This is a genomic window from Occallatibacter riparius (assembly GCF_025264625.1).
GTDB lineage: Bacteria > Acidobacteriota > Terriglobia > Terriglobales > Acidobacteriaceae > Telmatobacter > Telmatobacter riparius.
In genome coordinates this window covers 734,670-753,172 of the sequence record NZ_CP093313.1, presented here as the reverse complement: position 1 = coordinate 753,172, position 18,503 = coordinate 734,670, and the positions used below count along the sequence as shown (strand labels likewise).

Annotated in this window: 14 protein-coding genes and 1 tRNA gene; 6 read left to right on the top strand and 9 right to left on the bottom strand. The window is 59.1% G+C overall.

Going from position 1 to position 18,503, the window contains the following annotated elements; all coding sequences use genetic code 11:
* Window positions 1-47: 47 nt before the first annotated feature.
* From MOP44_RS02870 to MOP44_RS02860, 3 genes are all read right to left on the bottom strand, one after another.
* Entirely contained in the window at window positions 48-1,826 is a 1,779-nt protein-coding gene (locus tag MOP44_RS02870) for a glycoside hydrolase family 13 protein (RefSeq protein ID WP_260794392.1), read from the bottom strand.
* A gap of 251 nt (window positions 1,827-2,077) precedes the next feature.
* Window positions 2,078-2,401 (bottom strand): hypothetical protein, encoded by a 324-nt coding sequence (locus MOP44_RS02865; RefSeq protein ID WP_260794391.1) that lies wholly within the window; start codon window positions 2,399-2,401, stop codon window positions 2,078-2,080.
* Window positions 2,402-2,429: 28 nt separating this feature from the next.
* A complete protein-coding gene (locus tag MOP44_RS02860; RefSeq protein ID WP_260794390.1) occupies window positions 2,430-4,226 on the bottom strand; it encodes a glycoside hydrolase family 13 protein in 1,797 nt (598 codons plus the stop codon).
* A gap of 222 nt (window positions 4,227-4,448) precedes the next feature.
* On the opposite strand from MOP44_RS02860, the gene MOP44_RS02855 reads away from it, so the two are divergent.
* Complete coding sequence (locus MOP44_RS02855) at window positions 4,449-4,661, top strand: DUF4926 domain-containing protein (RefSeq protein WP_260794389.1); 213 nt, start codon at window positions 4,449-4,451, stop codon at window positions 4,659-4,661.
* Window positions 4,662-4,943: 282 nt separating this feature from the next.
* On the opposite strand, the gene MOP44_RS02850 is transcribed toward MOP44_RS02855, so the two are convergent.
* Complete coding sequence (locus MOP44_RS02850) at window positions 4,944-6,848, bottom strand: AsmA-like C-terminal region-containing protein (RefSeq protein WP_260794388.1); 1,905 nt, start codon at window positions 6,846-6,848, stop codon at window positions 4,944-4,946.
* 203 nt (window positions 6,849-7,051) lie between these two features.
* Between MOP44_RS02850 and MOP44_RS02845 the strand changes: the two genes are divergently transcribed.
* The 4 genes from MOP44_RS02845 (at window position 7,052) to MOP44_RS02830 (ending at window position 9,945) form a co-directional block, all read left to right on the top strand.
* Window positions 7,052-7,903 carry a sugar phosphate isomerase/epimerase family protein gene (locus MOP44_RS02845; protein WP_260794387.1) on the top strand — a complete coding sequence of 284 codons (852 nt, stop codon included), beginning with the start codon at window positions 7,052-7,054 and terminating at the stop codon, window positions 7,901-7,903.
* Between the two features lie 243 nt (window positions 7,904-8,146).
* The gene (gene arr / locus MOP44_RS02840) at window positions 8,147-8,560 is read left to right on the top strand and encodes an NAD(+)--rifampin ADP-ribosyltransferase (RefSeq protein ID WP_260794386.1); all 414 of its coding nucleotides are present in this window, start codon (window positions 8,147-8,149) and stop codon (window positions 8,558-8,560) included.
* A 156-nt stretch (window positions 8,561-8,716) separates the two neighbouring features.
* Window positions 8,717-9,298 carry a TetR/AcrR family transcriptional regulator gene (locus MOP44_RS02835; RefSeq protein ID WP_260794385.1) on the top strand — a complete coding sequence of 194 codons (582 nt, stop codon included), beginning with the start codon at window positions 8,717-8,719 and terminating at the stop codon, window positions 9,296-9,298.
* Between the two features lie 74 nt (window positions 9,299-9,372).
* Window positions 9,373-9,945, top strand: coding sequence for a hypothetical protein (locus MOP44_RS02830; RefSeq protein ID WP_260794384.1), 573 nt, complete (start codon window positions 9,373-9,375; stop codon window positions 9,943-9,945).
* Window positions 9,946-10,535: 590 nt separating this feature from the next.
* Here MOP44_RS02830 and MOP44_RS02825 read toward each other — a convergent pair.
* The 3 genes from MOP44_RS02825 to MOP44_RS02815 form a co-directional block, all read right to left on the bottom strand.
* On the bottom strand, window positions 10,536-11,054 hold the full coding sequence (locus MOP44_RS02825) for a hypothetical protein (protein WP_260794383.1): 519 nt from the start codon (window positions 11,052-11,054) through the stop codon (window positions 10,536-10,538).
* Window positions 11,055-11,182: 128 nt separating this feature from the next.
* A complete protein-coding gene (locus MOP44_RS02820) occupies window positions 11,183-11,614 on the bottom strand; it encodes an MmcQ/YjbR family DNA-binding protein (RefSeq protein ID WP_260794382.1) in 432 nt (143 codons plus the stop codon).
* 9 nt (window positions 11,615-11,623) lie between these two features.
* Window positions 11,624-13,147: an adenosine deaminase family protein gene (locus MOP44_RS02815; RefSeq protein WP_260794381.1), complete on the bottom strand. Its 1,524-nt coding sequence runs from the start codon at window positions 13,145-13,147 to the stop codon at window positions 11,624-11,626.
* A gap of 322 nt (window positions 13,148-13,469) precedes the next feature.
* Here MOP44_RS02815 and MOP44_RS02810 point away from each other — a divergent pair.
* Window positions 13,470-13,544: transfer RNA gene (locus MOP44_RS02810), tRNA-Phe, on the top strand.
* Between the two features lie 127 nt (window positions 13,545-13,671).
* Here MOP44_RS02810 and MOP44_RS02805 read toward each other — a convergent pair.
* Window positions 13,672-14,724, bottom strand: coding sequence for an adenylate/guanylate cyclase domain-containing protein (locus tag MOP44_RS02805; protein ID WP_260794380.1), 1,053 nt, complete (start codon window positions 14,722-14,724; stop codon window positions 13,672-13,674).
* A 4-nt stretch (window positions 14,725-14,728) separates the two neighbouring features.
* Complete coding sequence (locus MOP44_RS02800; RefSeq protein WP_260794379.1) at window positions 14,729-18,499, bottom strand: response regulator; 3,771 nt, start codon at window positions 18,497-18,499, stop codon at window positions 14,729-14,731.
* Window positions 18,500-18,503: the final 4 nt, after the last annotated feature.

Below are 18,503 nucleotides of genomic sequence, written 5' to 3'. Positions count from 1 at the left end.
AGGTTTTCTACTCCCTATTCCCTACTGCCTACTCCCTATTCCCTGTCTCACTGCACTTCCCCAATCCAAACCCCGAACGCCGGCAACTGCACCGCATCCAGCGAGCTTGGTTCCGACCCGCTCGGCGACTTCAGCAGCGTCGTTGCCTTCGTTCCCTTCACGCCGCCGCCCGACAAATTCACCGTCTGCGGATCCGCCGAGAAGTTGCAGCTCACCAGCACCTGCTTGCCGTCGGGTGTTTGCCGAAGCCAGCTCAGAACCTTGCTGTTGTTCTGGTCGAGCATCAGATTCGTGCCCTGCTGCCCCATCGCCGCGTTCGTCTTCTTCAGTTCAATCAGCTTCTGATACCACGTCAGCATCGAGTCCGGCTTGCCGTCCTCTGCCTTCACATTTACCGTCTTGTACGTCGGCGGTACCGGCAGCCAGGGCGTGCCCGTCGTGAAGCCCGCATTGGCCGAATCGTCCCACTGCATCGGCGTGCGCTCGCCGTCGCGGCCCTTGTAGGCCGGCCAATACCGCCGTCCCACCGGGTCCTTCACATCTTCCTTGCGCTCCGGCGGAGTCGTTTTCATCCCGATCTCATCGCCGTAGTAGAACAGCGAGGTGCCCTTGCTCGCGAACAACACCGTCGCAAGCACCCGCTCGATGTCCTCGTTGTGCGTGCCGTCGCCATAGCGAGCGTCAATGCGCGGATTGTCATGGTTATCGAACACCAGCAGCGGAACGTTATTGCCTATCCCCGTCTCCACGTCATTCAGCTTCGACCGGAACGCAACCGCATCCATCTTGTTGATGCCCAGAATCTGGGTATCCATCGGCAGGTGGAATTCTGGTCGGTCTGCCGTGCCATACTGCTTGGCCAGCTCGCCGATATTCGGCAGATACGTCTCGCCGATAAACACGCGCGTGCCGGGATACGTCATCGGCTTGAATCCTTTATCCGCCGAGGCGCGCATCTCCTTCATCACGTCGTGCACTTCCGGCAGATTATTGGTTCGGGCCTCCTGCAGCTCTACCTCGCCATCCGGGCCCTTCACCGGCTGACCGTTCTTGTCCAACACCGGATCCTCATCGTGCCACTGCGGATCTTCGAACAGCGTCGTAATCGCATCGAACCGGAACCCCGCCACGCCCTTCTTCAGCCAGAACGCAATGATGTCCTTGAACGCCTGGTGCACCTTGGGATTGTTCCAGTTGAAGTCCGGCTGCTCGGTATAGAACTTGTGATACCAGTACTGCCGCGTCGTCGGATCCCACTCCCACGCCGATCCGCCAAAGTCCGAGCGCCAGTTGTTCGGCACCTCGCCCTGCGAAGTCGCCGTCTCACCCTTGCCGTCCTTCCACACATACCAGTCGCGATAAGGATTCTTCTTCGACGACCGCGACTCCATGAACCACTTGTGCTTGTCTGACGAGTGGTTCATCACCATGTCCATAATCACGCGGATATTGCGCTTGTTGGCCTCGGCCATCAGCTTGTCGAAATCCGCCATTGTCCCGTACTGCGGATCGATCCCCTCGTAATCCGAGATGTCGTAGCCGAAGTCCACCTGCGGCGAGGGATAGATTGGCGTGAGCCAGATCGCATCCACGCCCAGGCTCTTCAGATAATCCAGCCGTTGTGTGATTCCGTTCAGGTCGCCGATCCCATCCCCGTTTGAGTCCTGGAAGCTGCGGGGATAGATCTCCAGAATGACGGCGTTCTTCCACCAGTTGCTGAGACTGGCTTTATTGTCGGATGCGGGCGTGGCTTGCCCTCGTGCGGCCAGCGCGACCCCCAGACTAAGGGTCAAAGCGCCTGCCGCCATGCGTTTGGTCCAATGCATTGCGGTCTCCTACCTTAAGGCGCCAGCCGAGTACCTCAGCCGCGCCTCTCTGTTCCCGTTACTCGTGGATTCGGCAACGGTGTTCGGTGAGAAAAGTAACACATTCGGCGCAGGTTGTTAATGCCGAAGCTTCTACGCCCCGGAGGGGTGGAACGAAAGTAGCCCAGGACAAGTCCGAGCGAGGCGAGGACGCAGTCCTGGGAACGCTACGCCAACGTATCCGCGTCCCCTAGGGCCGCCGCGAAGAGCCATTACGAGGGCAGTAAGCGCGATTGAATCCGTTCGCAAGTCGCTCGAAACTGGTCTTTCCAAAGTTCATCACATCGCGCAATTTCGCGGTCCTTCTCAATCAATACGTTCGGATCCCAGAGTTCTCTAACGGGCCCGAGCGGAAGGTCATCGGTCTCGCTCCCTATCGCGATTACGAAATTCAGATCATCTTGCGTTACCAGCCCTGAGAACCGGCGCAGGATCGGAAGCAGGAGGTATGCGGCTTCTACCGCGCCCATATCACCTTCTACGACGGTTTGGGCGATCTGTCGTACCTTAGCTAACTGCGTGTCGGTGATCTCCATAGAATTAGACCGAGTCCTTAGGCGAGTATCACTTCTGCTGCATCCGCAGCCTCTCCAGGGGCACAAGCCGCGCCACCAGCGCCCCATAAGGCTGGAACCGCAGTACGTACGGGTCCTCCTGTTTACAGCAATCCGACACATACAGATACTGCAGCGGCAACCCGTGCACCCCATGTTTCGCCGCGTCCAGCCGGATGCTCCGCTCCTGCCCGCTCATATTCAAAACCACCACCACCGCGTCGTCGCCGCTCTTGCGCACAAACGCGAAGAAGTTCGGATCATCCTCGTTGATGGTGATCTGCTCGCCATCCCTCAGCGCCACATTCGTCTTGCGCAGGTTCAGCAGCGTTTTATACGTGTTCAGAATCGAGTTAGGATCCTTCGTCTCTGTCTTCACGTTGTACTGCTTCGCGCTCGGCGGAATCGGCAGCCACGCCTTCGTCCCCGTCGTAAAGCCCGCGTGCGCCGTCGCGTCCCACTGCATCGGAGTGCGCTCGCCATCGCGGCCCTTCTCCTTCGGCCACCCCAGCTTCCCGATCGGGTCGTGCACATCCTCAATCCGAGCCGGATCGGTCGTGCGCATCCCCAGCTCCTCGCCATAGTACATCTGGGGCGTCCCGCGCGTCGTCAGCTCCAGCACCGCCATCAGCTTCGCAATCTGATCGTTGTGCCTGCCGTCGCCATAGCGGTCCCACTGGCGTGGCTGATCATGATTCGAAAAGAAATACTCCGGCTGCCCATGCGCCGAGTTGTTCTCCACCTCATTAAACAGCTTCCGAAACCGCGCCGCGTTCAGCTCGTTCACATCGGCAATCTGGAAATCCATCGGCAACTGCACTTCATCGCCATTGCCATACATCTTCGCCAGCGCCTCGATATTCGGCTCATCGGCCTCGGTCACCAGCACCGGGTCCCCCGGATACTTGTCCACCACGCTGCGCACTTCCTTCAGAATGTCATGCACCTCGGGCAAATCGTCCGTGTACAGGTGCTTGATATTGCGGTCGCCGTACACATTGATCCCCGGCAGATACGGATCGTCCCGCCACTGCGGGTCCTCGAACAGCCGCGACACCGCATCAATCCGGAACCCCGCCACGCCCCTCTGCATCCAGAAATCCAGCACCCCATCCATAGCCTTGTGCACTTCAGGATTGCGCCAGTTCAAATCCGGCTGCTGAACATAGAAGTAGTGGTAGTAGTATTGCCGCGTCTTCTCATCCCACTGCCACGCCGAGTGCCCAAACCACGACTGCCAGTTGTTCGGCGGCTGACCCTTATCCGTCGCAGTCTCCCCTTTGCCATCCTTCCACACATACCAGTCGCGCTTGGGATTGTCCCGCGACGACCGCGACTCCAGAAACCACGGATGCTGGTCCGACGTGTGGTTGATCACGTAGTCCATCAGGATGCGAATGCCGCGCTTCTTCGCCTCCGCCACCAGGTTGTCGAAATCCTCCAACGTCCCATACTCGGGATCGATCGCCGTGTAATCCGAAATGTCATAGCCATAATCCACGCCCGGCGACGGATACATCGGCGTAATCCAGATCGCATCGATGCCCAGGTCTTTCAGATAATCCAGACGCGACGTGATGCCCTTGATATCGCCGACTCCATCGCCATTCGAATCCTGAAAGCTCCGCGGATAGATCTCATAGATCACCGCATGCCGCCACCACTCATCGCCGCCCTTCTGCGATGTCGTTGCCGCGTCCTGCTTGTTCGTGGAATCCTGCGCCGCGGCGGTCGCCACAGCGCTTACAAGAGACAACGAGAGAATCGTGCCCGCGAGTCCCCTCGCAGCGAATCCGGTCCAGTGCATTAGCGTTCCTCAAAAAGCTGTTCTAGCGCCGAAGGCGCAGTTGGGCGCACCACAGGTGCTTCCGCCGCTCATAATTCCGGCAGCGTGGTTCCGCAGCCAAACTAACACACTGAGCCGCCGTTCTTCGCACAGATTTCCGGGTCGCTCACATCTCTTCGAGGCACTGTCATCCCGAGGCGCAGCTGAGGGATCTGCGGTTGCTTTTGGATGGGCTGATTCCCCATGAACTATCATTCGAAGACCGTGTTCTCTGAATACCAAGTGGTTCGCTTGACTCGCCGCATCGAATCCTTCGAAGCGGGCACTGTGGGAACCATCGTAATGGTCTACGACTCACCTGAGCGAACTGGATATGAAGTGGAGCTCTTCAACGCAGACCATGACACCATCGGCCTGGTTACGGTCTATGCTGAAGACATCGAAGCCCACAGTTGAAACTCGTCACGAAATCAGGACATCCGCTGCCAAAGGTGCTTTGTTCATGTGAGCACGTGATCTCGCTCAGCGAGATACCCAATCCCTCTGAGTGGCTAGTTATTTCCGACACTGCATTCGACCGCTTTTCCGGGAATGTCGATGCAGAAGAGATTCACCAAGCGACTCTTCCCATGCTCAAATGCTCACAGTGCGGTCGGCTCCTGGTTTATTGGAGAGGATGGGATAGGGAGCCAGTCATCTACAAACCGGAACCTGCCGAAGAAGAGCGCGACCCTCCCCCTACCAGTTCCTAGCTCCGCCAGCACCGCTAACTCCGCTAGCTCCGCTGTCTTGCGGCCTCTCCGGATGCGTCCCATTCCCCATCTTTCCAAAATCCACACTGAAATCCGGCTGATCCCGCGTCCCCCGCACGCGGATCGGCACCTGCGTCCCCGCGCCATCCTTCTTGAAGAACCTATCCGCCGGCTTTAGTAGGAACCCCTTCCATCCCCCAACCATCTGCGAAACCGTCGCGTCCATGCGCGCCGTCCCATCCATACTCACTTCGCCATCCAGGTTGTAGGTCCCATGCAGTTGCACCTGCGCACCCTGCACGCCATATACCAGGTCCGGCAGCGCGATCACCCCATTCGCCACGTGGAAATCCCCCTGCATCTCCCACGTCGAAGTCTTGGGATCGGCAAACTTCATCCCATCCGGACGCCCCTGCGCCCGATAGCTCAACTCCTGCACCTTCCCCTGCGCCTTATCGCTCGTGAACACCGCATTGTCCAGCTTGAAAAATCCATCCAGCTTCATGCGCTTGTTCACCGGATCATCCCCCGGCGGAATATGCAGCGTCGCCTTCGTCTCCACCACACCCGTAATCGCCGGGTTCCCGGACTTGCTCACCAGCCGCAGAAAATCATCCATCTTTCCATGCGGCACATCCACCTTCACATCAATCACGTGTCCTGGCTGCGCAGCGGCATCCGTCGCATTCGCCGCCACCGGCTTGCCCCCCGCGTCCACCCTCACCCGCACCACCTTGCCCGAAGTGGTGAAGCGCGTCGCGCCCAGCACCGCGTCCACTCTGTCCAGCCACGTATCGCCGTTCGTCCCATCCACCCGCGCATGAAACTGCGTATGCAGAGGCAGCTTGCCGCCAAACTGCGTCAGCCTGAAGTCCGGAACCACCGTCTCGCCATCCACTTTCAGATCGTGCAGCGTGCCCGTATACGTCCCGTTCGATGCCAGCATCCCCGCAATCCCCTTGAACACTCCCAGGTCCGCATGCTGAAAGCGATACTTGCCCTCCACCGGACTCTGCCCCGGATCGTCCATCACCCACGGCCCAAACTTGCCCTCCGCGTTGATCAACCCTGGCGGCTTCGGATTCGTCAGCTCCGCCTGGTATTCCATCGGCTGCCCCGCCCGCACATGCCGCAACTTCAGGTGCTTCACCGCAAACGTCAGCGGAATCTTGTCTGGCTTGTTCGTCTCCATCACCACCAGCGCGTCTTCTGAGTCAATCCGCTCCACCTCCACATTCGAGAGCGGCTCAGTCTTCGGCTCCGAAGGTGTCGCATCCCGAACCTCCAGCGGCTCGGCCGCCTCACTCCGCTTTGCCCGCGGCGGAACATGCACCTCCAGCCCCTTCAGTCGCACCTGCGGAATCTTCAAAAACTGCCTCTGCTCCCACCGCAGCGGAACATGAAAGCTGAACTCCTGCAGGCGAATCAGCGGCACGTTCGCCACCGCCGACGCCGTCGCGCTATCCCATCCCCCCTCCGGATTTGGCGGCCAGATTCGCAATCCTTTCCCCGTCGCCCACAGCCCGAACATCGCATGCTCGCCGTGCCGCACCGCTATATGCAGAGAGTCCAGCTCCACCCTGGTATGGAAATGTTCCGACAGGCTCGCCACCACCCGCTCCTTCAGGAACGGCTCAAACCGCCGCGCCGCAATCGACAGCGCTACCGTCAGTGCCACCAGAACCACCGCCGCCGCTATGCAGACCCACAGCAGCCACCTGTGCCGGCCCCAGAAGCCCTTCCGCCGCGGCGGCGGAAACTCCCGCACTCCCACCCGCGACCCGTCCTCCCGCGCCTCTGCCGAACTGGCCGCTGCGTCGTCCGCCGCGTTCAATCGCGCCTGCGGCTCATCCATGCCGTCATTCTTCCGCTGTGCTCCCGAACCCCGCAACGCACGTCTCCCCAATGCAGATACAGAGTTGGATGCCGTTCATTTGTTGCGATAGCAATCCGATTTTGCTGAACCCCACCGTGCCCCACCCTTTCGTGCTTTTGCGAAAGGGTGGGAAACCACGAACCCCACCCGCCCTGTTACTAACTCCGCCAATCCCGCCAACTCCGCTAAAATCATCTCGATCTAATGGAGCCCTCCTGATGCCTTCTATCTCTCGCCGCACATTCCTTCAGACTGCAGCTGCCTCCGCCGCCATCCTGCCCTTCGCGCGCTCAGCTAACGCCGACCCCCTCGGCCTCCCCATCGGCTGCCAGACCTGGCCCGTCCGCCAGCTCATCGCCAAGGACTTCCCCGGCACCCTCAAGCAGCTCTCCGCCGCCGGATTCAAATCCATCGAGCTCTGCTCGCCCGTCGGCTACGCCACCATGGGCTTCGGCGGCCTCCAGAAGTACTCCGGCGCCGACCTCCGCAAAGTCATCAACGACGCGGGCCTCACCACCGTCAGCAGCCACTTCTCCCTCGACGAGCTCCGCAAGGACCAGCCCGCCCGCATCGCCTGGGCCAAGGAAGTTGGCCTCACTCAGATGCTCGTCGCCAGTCTCGGCGGCCCCAAAAACCCCACCGCCGACGACGTCAAGCGCGCCGCCGACGAGTACAACAAGATCGGCGAGCGCGCCCACGCCGCCGGCATCACCCAGGGCCTCCACAATGAGGATTTTGAGTGCTCCACCGTCGATGGCAAGCGGGTCTACGACATGCTGTTCGAGCTCCTCGACCCCAGCTACGTGAAGTTCCAGTTCCAGGTCTCCAACATCCAATACGGATTCGACGCCGCCGACTACTTCACCCGCTACCCCGGCCGCTTCATCTCCATGCACGCGCAGGGCTGGTCAGCGACACAGAAGAAGATCGTCCCCATCGGCCAGGACTCCCTCGACTGGAAGCGCATCTTCACCGCCGCCAAAACCGCCGGCATCCAAAACTACTTCGTAGAAATGGACCTCCCCTTAATGCAAGCCAGCGTGCCATACCTGAAGCAGCTACAGGTGTGATCGACTTCGGGCGCATGAAGAATATCTTGATGGAATGCCCGTTGCTGGGCAGCGCAGACGTGTATCTGGGCCTCAGCAAAGATTTTTAAGGAGAACCGACCCGGCTTGGGCCGAAAGGATGGAAGGAAAATCCTCCTCCCATTCTTAAGCTACCAGACATGCGGGGGCTTGCCGCAAGCCCTTGTCCTTCCTCACTATTATGCGAGTTTGCATTGCCATCTATTGGGAGGAAGCACCAGGTCTATGTCAACCACCGACAGCAAGTTCCGTCAGCAGTTCTTCCACGGCACCCGCGCAGATCTTACGCACGGAGATCTCATCACAGCCGGGTACACTTCGAACTTCGGCGACGGCAAACCCCTGTCCTGGGTCTACTGTACTGGCACGCTCGATGCCGCCATCTGGGGCGCTGAACTGGCTGCCGGCGAGGGACGCGGGAGGATCTACCTCGTCGAGCCTACTGGACCCATCGTCGACGACCCCAACCTCACCGACAAGAAGTTCCCCGGAAATCCAACCCTCTCCTATCGCTCCCGCGATCCGCTGCGTGTCGTGGGAGAGGTGACGAACTGGCAAGGGCATTCGCCCGAGCAGTTGCAGCAAATGAGAGACGGCCTGCAACGCCTGAAAGCTCAAGGCGCCAAAATCATCGACTGAACGAACCGTGGTGCCGGCGCTCAGAAGTCGCCTCAGAGCCATTTACACGCCGCCATCCTGAGCGTAGCGAATCGCAGTGAAGCGAAGTCGAAGGACCTGCATTTCCGTCGATCGGATATTTTGCAACCAAACCGACTAGTTGGTAGTCTACTCTGCATGCGAGGAGAAACGGCAGAACGCATCCTGAAATCGGCGGAGACCCTGATGATTGAGAGAGGATATTCGGCATTCAGCTATGCCGACATCTCCGATGCAGTAGGAATCAGGAAACCCAGCATCCATCATCACTTTCCTACAAAAGCTGCCTTGGCAGTGGCCGTTCTCAAGAGCCATCGAGAGAAGACGATTGAAGGAACCAGACAACTCGACCGCGAGATCGAAGATCCACGCAAACGTCTTCACGCATACGTCCACTACTGGGAGGGATGCATACGCGCGCGTACGGTCCCGTTCTGCGTTGCTGCACTCATGGGAGCAGAACTCCCGTCCTTGCCCGAGGAAGTACAAGCCGAAGTGCGTCTGCATTTCACAGCATTAAGCGAATGGCTCGAGCGAACTCTGAAGGCTGGAGCAAAGTCAGGCGTCCTCAAATTGCAAGACTCTGCAGCCTCCGAGGCCCAGGCTCTAATGGCAGTCGTGCACGGGGCTATGCTCTCCGCGCGCGCCACCGGCGATGGTGACGTCTTCAGGATCGTGACCGGAACAGCACTTAAGCGTCTCAATCCAGCCAAGAACTGAAATGCAGAGGTCGATTGTAAGATTTCTGCGTGTCCGGAAAATCTACCAACTAGAAGATAGAGGAGAACCTTTCGATGCAAAATCACTTCAACGGATCAGCTCGCTCTTTGCGGAACCTTTACTTTGTGCGTACCGTCTTCCAGGCGTTGTGGGCTGCCGCTGTCCTTTCCACCGCATCTGCGCAGCCAGATGTCGCTTCCATCTTGCTGATCGTCTACCCGCTTTGGGACGTCGCCTGCACGTTGTACGATCTCAGAGCCTCACGTCTTACAGGGGACGCCAGGACCTCGCAGATCATCAATGCTCTTCTGGGCTCCGCTGTTGCGCTCGGAATCGGCTTCACCATCTCTAGCAAACCGGCATACTCAATCGCGATTTTCGGTGCCTGGGCATTCGGAGCCGGCGCGCTTCAACTCGTTGCCGGGCTCATCCGCCGTAAGCAATTCGGCGGACAATGGGCGATGATCCTGAGCGGCCTCCAATCGACTGCCGCAGGAATTGCCTTTGTACTCGGTGGCCTAGGCGGCAAGTTGCACGCGAAGGACATGGGGGGCTACGCCATTTTCGGTGCAATTTACTTCCTGATCGCCGGGGTACTGCTGAGCAGAAAGCTGTCACAAGCCCTAGCCGATCCAATCCAGGGCTAAGCCTCTGCGTCGGCAACCCCCCGCCTCCTCGTATTTGGACCCGGGGAAGAATGCAAGCTGGCCCCGCCGTTCGGCCTCTCTCCCGAAATCCTGTCAAGCCCTGTCAACTGTGGAAAACAGACCTAACCCACTGAATCCGCTCGTTACAAAATGTGGAAAAGTTTTTGCGGATTACTGATCGAATATGCCATACTGGATATAGAGGACAAAACAAACGCCCGCCGGCCACCGGCGGGCGTTTTCTTTGCCCAAAGAGGAACTCAGATGACCCATCATGACAGCCGGCGTGCACCGAGCCCCTTCAATATTCATCAACATCCGTCGCCAAAGGCTTCGACACGGCCTGCGAACAGCCCCGACAATGGGGAATCAGAAGGGGAGTAACTAGTCAGGCACTGCGTTTACCAGAAAATTAGCTACCCCTCCCCCCTTTTTTACTTCTCCATATATTCGCCAATTTTTATGTAACGCAAACGGAATAGACCACATAGGCATATCCAAATTCTCATAGTGGAAAAACTAGGTCGTTTCAACATTGATCGCGCCATATTACTTATCCGTAAACACCCAGCAAATGACCCAGGCCGAAGTCACTGGTTCGAGTCGTCTCCGCCCTGCGGCGCGTACTTCTTCTGCATCGCCTCAATCTCGTCCTTGTGCTGCCGCACAAACGCCACGTTCGCCGGATTCACGTGGGCCTTATGCGCGAGTTCCGCCTCATTCGCGCCCGCTGGCATCATTGCCGCCGCCATGCTGGCTTGGAAAAGCACCATCTCCTCCAGCACAAACTGCCGCGGAGTGAACCCGTGTTTCGCCATCGCGTCCACCAGAGCCGGCACCGCTGAGATCTTCTTCGCCAACTGGTCAAGCGACTCGTCCTTGTCCCCATCAATCTCCAGCGCCTTCAGGTCGTCAGGATGGCTGTTCGCCACCGGCTGCAGCGATACCATCACATCCATCCATCGCGTCAGGTTCTCCATCGTGAGCGTGTACTGCTCCATCTCTCGCAGTTCCGGATCTTCGCTCTTATCCTGTTGGGCAAACGCCGGCAGCGCGGCAAAGGCACATGCAGCCGACAGGCTGAGGAGCCAACGCGTAGTTTTGGGCATATTGAGGGGACCTCTCCGGTTGAGCTTCGCTGGGGAATGGGAAGCGCCGGGGCCCTCCCAGGGACTTTTTCGACGCGACAACTCTACACGCCTTCTATCCGTCGTGTCAGCCTGATGCAGGGCGATTGCTAGCCTTTTTTCTTCTCCGCCAGCACTCGCTTCCTCTCCCGGATAACCTTCTTCCGCTCCTTCTCCGGCAGCGCGAGTACCTTCTTCGTCCGCGGCGGCAGCTTCTCATAGATCAGCGCATGCGCCCGCTTCAACTCGTCCTCAATCTCCCGAGGCCGCAGCACGTCCCACCGGTCCACCGTCACCCAGTGCACCTTGGCCAGGTACGGCGAACCCGAGATCCCCTCCACCTCCAGCAGCTCATGGAATCGCTCCGCCCCGCAGTGGAACCACAGCACCCCGGTCCCAGACCCATCGAGGTCCGTCATCGCGAACATCTTCCCACCGATATCCCGATCACCCACCCAGTACACGAGGTGGTGCCCCCAGTTCACCGTCTCGCACACGTGGGGCAGCGCCATGCAGATCGCCCGAACCCGCTCGTTATCCATCCCGGCCTCTCAGAACGCCGCCTCAAACGCCCGGAACCGCCGCTCCAGTTCCCACTGCGCCGTAGCCTTTTGGCTCTTCTCTATCAATGACTTACATCCACCCGATGGATTGTCGCCGCCCAGCAACTGTCCCCGGCAGGCCCCCCGCGCCGCGCGAAAATCATCCCCCTCCGCCCACAAGCTGTCTCCAGGCAGGAAATCATGCTCCATCCCCGTCCGCGCGAACATCTTAAGCTGCTGATACGACGGGTGATACTCCATCGCCGCCTTCACGTACTCATTGGTCAGATCGATGCGGCTGACCCCCTCATCATCGGTCGAAAGCGCCACCGGAACATGCGCCTTGATATACAGAGGCAGCGGGTGATCCTCCCCCTTAACCCCCAGAATGCCCTCGTTCGAGCTCAGGTTGATCTCCACCATCACATGCTTCTCAGCCATTGCCTTCAACAGCTTAGCGGCATCTGTCTCGTACATCACGTCCACGCCATGGCCAATTCGTTCCGCATGCGCGGTCTCCACCGCCTCCCGCACGTGGAACCGCAGCCCCTCCGGCGTCACCACGCCCGGAACTAACTCGCCTGCATGCAACGAGATATGCACCTTGGGATACACCGAATGCAGATACCCTACCATCTTCATCTGCAGCGCGTAATCGCGCATCGAGACGAACCCATCCTCGGGCTGCACAAAGTTGATCCCGACAAACCCGTCGGCGCCCGTATCCATCGATTTTTGGATGGTTTCGAACCCGAGCAGCGTCTGCGCAAACACTATCTCTGGCGGGCTGGCGCGCAGAATCTGATAGATGTAGCGCACCTCAACCTCGCACGCCGGAGCCTCCTCAGCCGTCCCGCAGTGCTCAATCTGCTTCCGCTGCTCCTCCGAACTCCGCACATCCTCCATGTCTGGCGCGACCTCGTCCCGCAGCCCGCCATCCAGCAGTTTCTGCCGTAGCTGGGCAAAATCGACCTGTCCCTCCGGCCAACCGATCCCCTTTGCAATCATCGTCGCGTGCGAGAAAACCGGCGTCTGCATCAGCTCCAGGTACTGCTGATTCTGTTCTGCTGCCCGGCTCGCCACCTCGTCCACCCACTCGCCCGTATGCCGCTTGTCGATCCCACCGAACTTGCCGAACGTCGCAAAAAACTGGTCATGCCCGCTGAACCCGGCATACGGCACAAAGCTCCGCATCGAAAACGAGTTCACCAGCGCGTCATACAGGTCCTGGTCCGCCGACTTCAGCGAGTGCCCCGTAAGTACGGACGCGGCAACCAACTGTCCCGGGCACGGCTCCTTCAGCAGATTGCCCTGGCCGTCGCGCGCCCACTTCTTCCCCTCCGGATCGACGCACAATTTGTCCTCGCCCGCATCGCGAATGAACGTTTCTGCATACACCGCACCCGAAAGATGCACATGCAGATCCGCCCCTTTGGGAAACTTCACCAGGAAAGCCCGCAATGTCAGTGGCCCAGCCTTCAAGGCCTCGTCGTAGGCTCGTTCTGCCCGTGCCTCATCGGCGGAACGGGCCACTGCCGTTGCCGCGCGGCTTCGAACGGGCACTGGCTGGGTTGCAGCCGGCTGAACCGCAACATTAACAAACGAAAGACACAGGACAATGGGGGCAGGGAACCCGAGGTAAGCTCGCATAGGTGCTTTCCAGTTTAGGGCAGTGTTTCCGCTCGCAAGCCACAAAAATATGGAGCCTGCTCCCGACGCATTTACCCTGTTTGGCTCATCGCCCCGTGAGTTGCTATACTCACAAAAGTTGTTGCAGCCCACTGTTCGAGGAAACCCACCCTCCTCCGGCGTCGCCGGACTCCCGCACAGGATCTTGCAACGCAGTCTGCACTGAGGCCAGGTAGCTCAGTGGTAGAGCGCGGCCCTGAAAAGGCCGGCGTCGGCGGTTCAATCCCGTCCCTGGCCACCATTCCGATCAAACGAAAATCTCAAGCCGCGCGGGCTTTTGCGCGAAGCGCCGTATCCGTCCGCGGCCCTCCGAAAGGCCGGCGTCGGCGGTTCAATCCCGTCCCTGGCCACCATCATCTCGCTTCGCCTCACGCCAACTGAGTAGTTACAGGAAACAATGCACTGGCCGATATCTCGACCAGAGGCACCAGGCCCTTGCCTTTCAGCTCTACTTTGCCTCGTGGAGCAATGGTTAGTCCTGAAAGCAGCGCTGCATGAGATTCGGTGAGCACCACCGAGTTAGGCGATGCGGCTGAAGTGAGCCGTGCAGCTACATTCACGGTGTCGCCCCAGACATCGAATTGATACCGCTCACGACCCACAATGCCCGCCATCACGGGGCCGAGGTGGACCCCGGCGTGAACGCGCCATCCGTCTCGAATATGAGGCGTCGCGGCCACGATGTCCAGCGCACAGCTAACCGCTGCCCTGAGTGGCTCGGCCACGGGATTGAGCAGGCCTGCCGTTGCCAAGAACGCATCACCAATCGTTTTGATCTTCTCGAGTCCGTATCTGCTCGCCGTCTCTTCAAACATCAGAAACAAGTCACTCAAGGCGCTCACGACCTCCTCCGGCGCGTGCCGATCGCAGAATGCCGTGAAGCTGACGAGATCAACAAACAGAACCGCCACGTTCTCGAACCGCTGAGGCGCGACCTTCCCGGTCGTCTTCAATTCCTTAACAGCTGCCGGAGGCAGAATATTGTCAAGGAGACGATCAACAAGCTGCTTCTCTCGCGCCAGCTGTTCGCGTGTTTCGCGGAGATTTAGATGAGTCTGAACCCTCGCGAGTACAACCGGCGGTGAAAAGGGCTTGTGGATGTAATCGACCGCTCCCATATCAAACCCTTTGGTTTCGTCGGCGGCTTCGGTCATCGCGGTCAAAAAGATCACCGGAATCTCGCGGGTCGCGGGGTCAAGCTTCAATCGCCTGCAAACTTCGTAACCGTCCATCTCAGGCATCTTCACGTCGAGCAGAATCAGGTCCGGAGCAGGCGAGACCTTGACGGATTCAAGTGCCTTGGCGCCACTGGTGGCAATGCGTGTCCTGAAAACCCCTTTTAGAATCTCGCGAGCGACCTCAATGTTGGCCGGCGCGTCATCAACCAGCAAAATGGTCTTCTTATCATCGCTGCTCGTCATGTGCTCACCCAACAGGCAGACTGCAATCCGCTGCGATCTGCACTAACTTTGTTCGCGCCGCATCGAAATCAAATTCGGAGATCGAGTCACGCAATGAGTTGAGCCGGTCATGATCGATCCTCGCCGCCAGGTTTGCAGTCACATCCTCCACCATGTCGGCTGCGTCTCCATCATTGGCGTCGATCATCGACAAGAGGCGCCGGATCGAATTTCCGGCCGCCTCGGCGTCGAATGGAACCTGTGAAGCGACCGGGGTCGCCGCACTCCCTAAAGCCGCCCGAATCCGGCCCACCTGCGACCGGAAAACGCCTTTCAACTCGGTGAGGAATGCAGGCGCTTCAGCGGCGCCGTCTCGGATCGCCTTCTCAACCTTTGCCGCCGCGGCTTGCACGCTGCCCATTCCCAGGTTGCCGGCCAGACCCTTCAATGTGTGGGCAAGCCGTTCGGCACTCTCTCGATCCTCCATCGAAAGAGCATCGCCGATCCGATCGTCCATATCGGCTTCCTTCGTAACGAACTGTTCCAGCAGCCTTCGGTAGAGGCGCGCGTTCCCCGCAACTCGGTTCAACGCTCCAATGGTATCCACGCCCTCAATTTGCAGAGTGGGCTCGCTGTCCTCTGCGGGTGCCGCATCGTCGACCTCCGCTACGGTAGTCTCGCGCGGCTTGGTCCAGCGCGCTAAAGCGGCGAACAGCGCGTCTGGATCGATCGGCTTGGTAACGTGGTCATTCATCCCCGCTTTCAAACAGCGTTCGCGCTCTTCCACTAATGCGTGAGCAGTCATTGCGATGATGGGAAGCTCATGGAACCGCGGGTCCGCACGGAGTATTCCAGTCGCGGTGAAGCCGTCCATCTCCGGCATCTGCAGATCCATGAAGACGACATCGAACGGTGGTGGCTGCGGGCCCTCCTGCAGAACCTTCACCGCAATGCCACCATGATTCGCCACGGTCACCACAGCTCCGGCACTTTCCAGCAGTTCGGTGGCGACCTGCTGATTCATTTCGTTGTCTTCCACCAGGAGCACGCGTATCCCGCGCGCATTGTGTTCCGCCGCGCCGGCTTTGTGGGATGTCCCTCCAGCGTGTCCCAGGCTTGCTGCTCCGAATAGCCCCATCAGCGTGTCATACAAGACCGAGGCATTCACTGGCTTCGTTAAAAACGCATCAATTCCAAGTTGTTCTGCCTGGTGGCGGATCTCCTCGCGCCCAAATGCGGTAACCATCACAATCCGCGGCATGTTCTTCAACCCTGAATCTCTTCGGATCAGAGCGCTTGATTGAATGCCATCCATCTCGGGCATGTTCCAATCCATCAGCACCAGATGGTAGGGGTCGCTTGCATCGGCGCTCGCAAGCGCCTGGAGAGAGGCGCGGCCCGAATCAACTGAATCGGCGCGTAGTGCGAACCCCCGAAGCGCATCGCAGAGAATCTCGCGCGCCTGAGCGTTATCGTCCACCACCAACGCGCGGAGCCCAGCCAGATCGGGAACAAACCTCTGCTGGTGTTGTTGCGATCCAATCCCGAATGAGGCAGTGAAGCGAAAAGTGCTGCCCACGCCGGGCTCGCTTTCCGCCCAGATTCGCCCACCCATCATTTCCACCAGCCGCTTGCTGATCGACAACCCCAGGCCAGTCCCTCCAAACTTGCGCGTCGTCGACGTATCCGCCTGGGAGAATGCCTGGAACAGCCGTGAGCACTGCTCCGGCGTCATACCGATACCCGTGTCCCTGACAGCAAAGCCCAGAGTGATCCGGTCGGATGCGCGCTCCTCAACGGCAACCGACACAACGACCTCACCGTGCTGAGTGAACTTCACGGCGTTGTTGACCAGATTGATGAGAATTTGCCCGAGCCGCAGCGGGTCACCCACCAGACTTGGTGGAATGTCGGATTGCGCCGAGACCAGAAATTCCAGCCCTTTTTCTTCCGCCTTCTGGCCAACTACGGTGATCAGGTTCTGGAGCACGTTCTCAAACTGGAATTCCGCATTTTCGATGTCAAGTTTGCCCGCTTCGATCTTTGAGAAGTCGAGAATGTCATTGATGATTCCCAGCAGTGTTCCGGCAGCCGACCGCACCTTCGTCAGGTAGTCTGCCTGCTTCGGCGTGAGATCGGTCTTGAGCGCCAGGTGGGTCATGCCGATGATGGCGTTCATCGGTGTCCTGATCTCGTGGCTCATGTTTGCCAAGAACATCGATTTGGCCGCAGTGGCCTCTTCGGCCTTCTGTCTCGCCTCGATGATCTGCCGTTCCTGCTCCTTCCGCTCCGTGATGTCCCTGATCGATACGGCTACCTGCGCCGATTCGTTGCCCTTCGCGGGTAACGGACTCAGGCCTATCTCAATCGGAAACAGCGAGCCGTCTTTCCGCAGGCCCGCCAGGGCTAGAGCTGCTCCCATTGGGCGGGCACTGGGGGCATGGAAAAATCCCTCTCGCAGAGCAGGGTGCCCCCTTCGGATGTCCTCCGGCACCAGCATCTCCACAGGTTGGCCCGATAACTCCTCGCGGGTATATCCAAACACTCTCTCGCACTGTGCGTTCGCGATCCGTATCGTGCCATCTTGGCCAACGACCATCATTGCATCCGGCGCAGATTCCAAAACGCTGCGGAAGAACCGCTCCGTCTCGCGGAGGCGCTCTTCTGCCTTTCGCCGTTCAGTGATATCGGTAAAGCTTACGACTGATCCGATCACGGCTCCGTCTTTGAACACCGGTCTCGCGCCATACTCAACCGGGACGCCGCTGCCGTCCTTGCGCCACAGGAACTCGTCGTCGACGTGGCTGGAAGTGCCATGCGCATAAGCCGCGAACATCGGACACTGTTCCTTGGGATAGTCGCTCCCGTCAGGATGATGGTGATGGAACATTGCGTGTGAATGTCCGCCAAGGAGTTCCTCCTGAGCGAAGCCAAGCATGTGGCAGGCCGCAGGATTGATGAACGTAATGACTCCGTCCGCGTCTGTCCCGAAGATTCCGTCCGCTGTGGACCCGAGTATGAGGCGTGAGCGCTCCTCGCTCGCTTCCAATTCCTTCGCCTGCTGCTGAGTCTGAAGCAGTAGTTGCTGTGTGGCAAGATTGCGCAACAGGACTTCGAGATTCAGTGCCACAACCGGCATCAATTCTTCTGTCAATGCCTTCTCTCTGGAACTCAGCTCGCGGAACGAGGCAAATTCGAGCACCGCCAGCACTGAGTCGAGAGAGAGAATCGGCCAGGCCGTCGTCTCCACCGGCGGAGCAGAGCCTAATGCCGACGAGATCCTGATATAGGCGCTGGGCAGACTCTTCACCGTGAGGGGCACTCGTTGACGTACACACTCACCAGCCAGACCCCCGTCTTCCGTGATGAAATCGGCCGGGCATCCGTCGGCCATTCCATAACCTGCTGCTCGCCGAAAGCGCCCAGCATCGCCCTCGCGCACGTAAAATGCGGCCGCGCCCCCGCCGAGAAGTGGCACGATTTCGGACAACAGATTCTCGCCGAACGCCGGAATCGACTCAGCACCCTGCAGGATCGATGACAGCTTGGCAACACTCGCCTTCAACCAGCGCTGCTGCGATGTTTCCGACGCATCTTGCTTAAGCACCTCAATGGAGCGCGCCAGGTCCCCTGTTTCCCCGGCCATCGTTGTGAACGGCACTGCCTGTATGTAATCGCCCCCTGCGATTGCCTGTACCGAGTTCTGCAATCCCCGAATCGGGTGCACGATGCGGCGGAATGTGAAGTATCCGAAAGCGAAGGAAAGGAGCATTGCGCTTGCGGTCGCGATCAACAAGTTT